This is a genomic window from Brachybacterium sp. AOP42-C2-15, from assembly GCF_052377065.1.
In the GTDB taxonomy this organism is placed as follows: Bacteria; Actinomycetota; Actinomycetes; order Actinomycetales; family Dermabacteraceae; genus Brachybacterium.
In genome coordinates, this window is record NZ_JBQSWK010000076.1 from 1 (window position 1) to 5,372 (window position 5,372).

Consider the following 5,372-nt stretch of genomic DNA (forward strand, 5'->3'; position numbering starts at 1 on the left):
GTGCGCGTGTTGCTTGATATCTCAATAGCGTGTCTGTTTGTTGATGCCATTATTTTGAATGGCAATTATAATACGGATGATACAGCAGTTATATGCTGGTTGTTTGTTTATGTTGTCAGGATACTGTTTTTCATGTTTTTTCATGGAGAGTTTGATCCTGGCTCAGGACGAACGCTGGCGGCGTGCTTAACACATGCAAGTCGAACGATGACGGTGGTGCTTGCACTACCTGATTAGTGGCGAACGGGTGAGTAACACGTGAGTAACCTGCCCCTCACTTCGGGATAACCTCGGGAAATCGTGGCTAATACCGGATATGAACTTCTACCGCATGGTGGTTGTTGGAAAGATTTATCGGTGAGGGATGGACTCGCGGCCTATCAGTTTGTTGGTGAGGTAATGGCTCACCAAGACGATGACGGGTAGCCGGCCTGAGAGGGCGACCGGCCACACTGGGACTGAGACACGGCCCAGACTCCTACGGGAGGCAGCAGTGGGGAATATTGCACAATGGGCGAAAGCCTGATGCAGCGACGCCGCGTGAGGGATGACGGCCTTCGGGTTGTAAACCTCTTTCAGTAGGGAAGAAGCGAAAGTGACGGTACCTGCAGAAGAAGCGCCGGCTAACTACGTGCCAGCAGCCGCGGTAATACGTAGGGCGCAAGCGTTGTCCGGAATTATTGGGCGTAAAGAGCTCGTAGGTGGCTTGTCGCGTCTGCCGTGAAAACCCGAGGCTCAACCTCGGGCGTGCGGTGGGTACGGGCAGGCTAGAGTGTGGTAGGGGAGACTGGAACTCCTGGTGTAGCGGTGAAATGCGCAGATATCAGGAAGAACACCGATGGCGAAGGCAGGTCTCTGGGCCATTACTGACACTGAGGAGCGAAAGCATGGGTAGCGAACAGGATTAGATACCCTGGTAGTCCATGCCGTAAACGTTGGGCACTAGATGTGGGGGACATTCCACGTTTTCCGCGTCGTAGCTAACGCATTAAGTGCCCCGCCTGGGGAGTACGGCCGCAAGGCTAAAACTCAAAGGAATTGACGGGGGCCCGCACAAGCGGCGGAGCATGCTGATTAATTCGATGCAACGCGAAGAACCTTACCAAGGCTTGACATGCACCGGGCGACTGCAGAGATGTGGTTTTCTTCGGACTGGTGCACAGGTGGTGCATGGTTGTCGTCAGCTCGTGTCGTGAGATGTTGGGTTAAGTCCCGCAACGAGCGCAACCCTCGTTCTATGTTGCCAGCACGTCATGGTGGGGACTCATAGGAGACTGCCGGGGTCAACTCGGAGGAAGGTGGGGACGACGTCAAATCATCATGCCCCTTATGTCTTGGGCTTCAAGCATGCTACAATGGTCGGTACAATGGGTTGCGAAACTGTGAGGTGGAGCGAATCCCAAAAAGCCGGCCTCAGTTCGGATTGGGGTCTGCAACTCGACCCCATGAAGTCGGAGTCGCTAGTAATCGCAGATCAGCAACGCTGCGGTGAATACGTTCCCGGGCCTTGTACACACCGCCCGTCAAGTCACGAAAGTCGGTAACACCCGAAGCCAGTGGCCCATCCTCGTGAGGGAGCTGTCGAAGGTGGGATCGGTGATTGGGACTAAGTCGTAACAAGGTAGCCGTACCGGAAGGTGCGGCTGGATCACCTCCTTTCTAAGGAGCATCACCAATTATGGTGGCCATTTTCCTGCCCGAGTGTGGTGGGGGTGGTTGCTCAAGGGTGGAACATCAACGAATAGGCGCTTCATCAGCTGGCATGGCTTGTGAGTACCGCTCCTTTTGGGGGTGTGGAAAGCGGGTGTGCTGGGTGGTTTGAGGTGGAGACACGCTATTGGGTTGTGAGGCTGCACGCAGCCCCAACGGGACCGTCCTTCGGGAGGGTCTTTTTTGGGGTGTGTGGCTGGTCCTCCCTGATCTTGCCTGGCGCGAATGCGTGGGTGGGGTTGGTGTGGGGTTGTTTCTTGAGAACTGCATAGTGGACGCGAGCATCTTGTAAGCAATTTTAAAGATTTTGTGTCTTTGTGTGTTGCCGTAAGTTTTAAAGGGCACACGGTGGATGCCTTGGCAAGAGGAGCCGACGAAGGACGTGGGAGTCTGCGTTAAGCCTCGGGGAGTTGACAACCGAACTGTGATCCGAGGATGTCCGAATGGGGAAACCCACCACGAGTCATGTCGTGGTACCCACCGCTGAATGTATAGGCGGTGTGGAGGGAACGCGGGGAAGTGAAACATCTCAGTACCCGCAGGAAGAGAAAACAAAAGTGATTCCGTGAGTAGTGGCGAGCGAAATCGGATGAGGCTAAACCTGGTCTGTGTGATACCCGGCAGGGGTTGCAGGTTGGGGGTTGTGGGACGTATCAGGGCTGTCTGCCGGCAGCTCGGCGTGGACGTATAGCGATAGTCGAAGTCGTGTTGAGTGCGACGGCGTAGAGGGTGTGACCCCCGTAGACGAAATCGATGTACGGCGCGATGCTGTTCCCAAGTAACACCGGACCCGTGAAATCTGGTGTGAATCTGCCAGGACCACCTGGTAAGCCTAAATACTACCTCTTGACCGATAGCGGACAAGTACCGTGAGGGAAAGGTGAAAAGCACCCCGGGAGGGGAGTGAAATAGTACCTGAAACCGTGTGCTTACAATCCGTCGGAGCCTTTAGGGGTGACGGCGTGCCTTTTGAAGAATGAGCCTGCGAGTTAGTGGTCGGTGGCGAGGTTAACCCGTGTGGGGTAGCCGTAGCGAAAGCGAGTCTGAACGGGGCGTTCAGTCGCCGGCTCTAGACCCGAAGCGAAGTGATCTATCCATGGGCAGTGTGAAGCGCGGGTAAGACCGCGTGGAGGCGCGAACCCACTTCAGTTGAAAATGGAGGGGATGACCTGTGGATAGGGGTGAAAGGCCAATCAAACTTCGTGATAGCTGGTTCTCCCCGAAATGCATTTAGGTGCAGCGTTGCGTGTTCCGTACCGGAGGTAGAGCACTGGATAGGCGATGGGCCCCACCGGGTTACTGACCTTAGCCAAACTCCGAATGCCGGTACGCTAGAGCGCAGCAGTGAGACTGTGGGGGATAAGCTTCATAGTCGAGAGGGAAACAGCCCAGAACATCAGCTAAGGCCCCTAAGCGTGTGCTAAGTGGAAAAGGATGTGGAGTTGCTGAGACAACCAGGAGGTTGGCTTAGAAGCAGCCACCCTTGAAAGAGTGCGTAATAGCTCACTGGTCAAGTGATTCTGCGCCGACAATTTAGCGGGGCTCAAGCACACCGCCGAAGCTGTGTCATTCAGTCCTTGTGGCTGGATGGGTAGGGGAGCGTCGTGCAGCCAGCGAAGCCGCGGGGGAACCCAGTGGTGGAGGCTGTACGAGTGAGAATGCAGGCATGAGTAGCGAAAGACGGGTGAGAAACCCGTCCGCCGATTGATCAAGGGTTCCAGGGCCAGGTTTATCCGCCCTGGGTTAGTCGGGACCTAAGGCGAGGCCGACAGGCGTAGTCGATGGACATCGGGTTGATATTCCCGAACCGATCGTAGGAGGACCCATACCGAGGCAGTCGATGCTAACCACCCGAGTTTTCCCCATGCCCTTCGGGGTGTGGAGGTTGACGAGGCTGGGAACCAAGGTTGTAGTAGGTCAGCGCGAGGAATGACGCAGAGAGGTAGCTTCCGCGGACTTAATGGAATAGTCCGTCTAAGCGTGCAGCCCGACCCCGGGTAATGCTGGGGTCATTAAGGGTCAGACGTGATGGGGATCCCGTATGGGCGTAGGTGAGTGATCCTGTACTGCCAAGAAAAGTTCCGGCGTGACGAATACGGTCGCCCGTACCCTAAACCGACTCAGGTGATCAGGTAGAGAATACCGAGGCGTTCGAGAGAATCGTGGTTAAGGAACTCGGCAAAATGCCCCCGTAACTTCGGGAGAAGGGGGGCCCGAACCGTGAGAGCGGTGAGGGCCGCAGAGACCAGGGAGAAGCGACTGTTTACTAAAAACACAGGTCCGTGCGAAGTCGTAAGACGCTGTATACGGACTGACGCCTGCCCGGTGCTGGAAGGTTAAGAGGACCGGTTAGACACTTCGGTGTCGAAGCTGAGAATTTAAGCCCCAGTAAACGGCGGTGGTAACTATAACCATCCTAAGGTAGCGAAATTCCTTGTCGGGTAAGTTCCGACCTGCACGAATGGCGTAACGACTTCTCCACTGTCTCAACCGCGAACTCGGCGAAATTGCATTACGAGTAAAGATGCTCGTTACGCGCAGCAGGACGGAAAGACCCCGGGACCTTTACTATAGTTTGATATTGGTGTTCGGAACGGCTTGTGTAGGATAGGTGGGAGACTTGGAAGCATTCACGCCAGTGAGTGTGGAGTCATTGTTGAAATACCACTCTGGTCGTTTTGGATTCCTAACCTCGGTCCGTGATCCGGATCAGGGACAGTGTCTGATGGGTAGTTTAACTGGGGCGGTTGCCTCCTAAAGAGTAACGGAGGCGCTCAAAGGTTCCCTCAGCCTGGTTGGCAATCAGGTGTTGAGTGTAAGTGCACAAGGGAGCTTGACTGCGAGACAGACATGTCGGGCAGGTGCGAAAGCAGGAACTAGTGATCCGGCACCTCATTGTGGAATGGGTGTCGCTCAACGGATAAAAGGTACCCCGGGGATAACAGGCTGATCTTGCCCAAGAGCTCATATCGACGGCATGGTTTGGCACCTCGATGTCGGCTCGTCGCATCCTGGGGCTGGAGTTGGTCCCAAGGGTTGGGCTGTTCGCCCATTAAAGCGGTACGCGAGCTGGGTTTAGAACGTCGTGAGACAGTTCGGTCCCTATCCGCTGCGCGCGTTGGATATTTGAGAAGTCCTGTCCCTAGTACGAGAGGACCGGGATGGACTGACCTCTGGTGTGCCAGTTGTTCTGCCAAGGGCATGGCTGGTTGGCTACGTCGGGAAGGGATAACCGCTGAAAGCATCTAAGCGGGAAGCCTGCTTCGAGATGAGATATCCATACACCTTCGGGTGTGAGAGGCCCCCAGTAGATGACTGGGTTGATAGGCCAGATGTGGAAGCACAGCAATGTGTGGAGCTGACTGGTACTAATGGCTGATGACTTACTACAACATTTTTATTGTTTATGCGTGTTTGCGTCCACTGTGCGGTTCTCGAGGAACAACTCCTCAGAACGTCGGCTCTCTTTTTGAGGGGTTGGTGTTCTGGTGGTCTGGTTGTCTCATTGTGTTACGGCGGTCATAGCGTCGAGGAAACGCCCGGTTCCATTCCGAACCCGGAAGCTAAGCTCGATTGCGCCGATGGTACTGCACTCGGGAGGGTGTGGGAGAGTAGGTCGCCGCCGGACATCTTTGTGGGAGTGGGAGTGAGCTTGAGACCCT

General features: G+C 55.2%; 3 rRNA genes. All 3 read left to right on the forward strand.

The features are described 5' to 3' along the window. The first annotated feature begins 139 nt into the window (after positions 1-139). The 3 genes from ACT3SQ_RS18805 to rrf all read left to right on the forward strand — a co-directional run bounded on the left by ACT3SQ_RS18805 (position 140) and on the right by rrf (position 5,338). Positions 140-1,659 (forward strand): 16S ribosomal RNA (locus ACT3SQ_RS18805). Positions 1,660-2,035: 376 nt separating this feature from the next. Next, a 23S ribosomal RNA gene (locus ACT3SQ_RS18810) occupies positions 2,036-5,101 on the forward strand. Positions 5,102-5,221: 120 nt separating this feature from the next. After that, positions 5,222-5,338, forward strand: a 5S ribosomal RNA gene (gene rrf, locus ACT3SQ_RS18815). The 16S, 23S and 5S rRNA genes sit together here, the layout of an rRNA operon. Positions 5,339-5,372 lie beyond the last annotated feature (34 nt).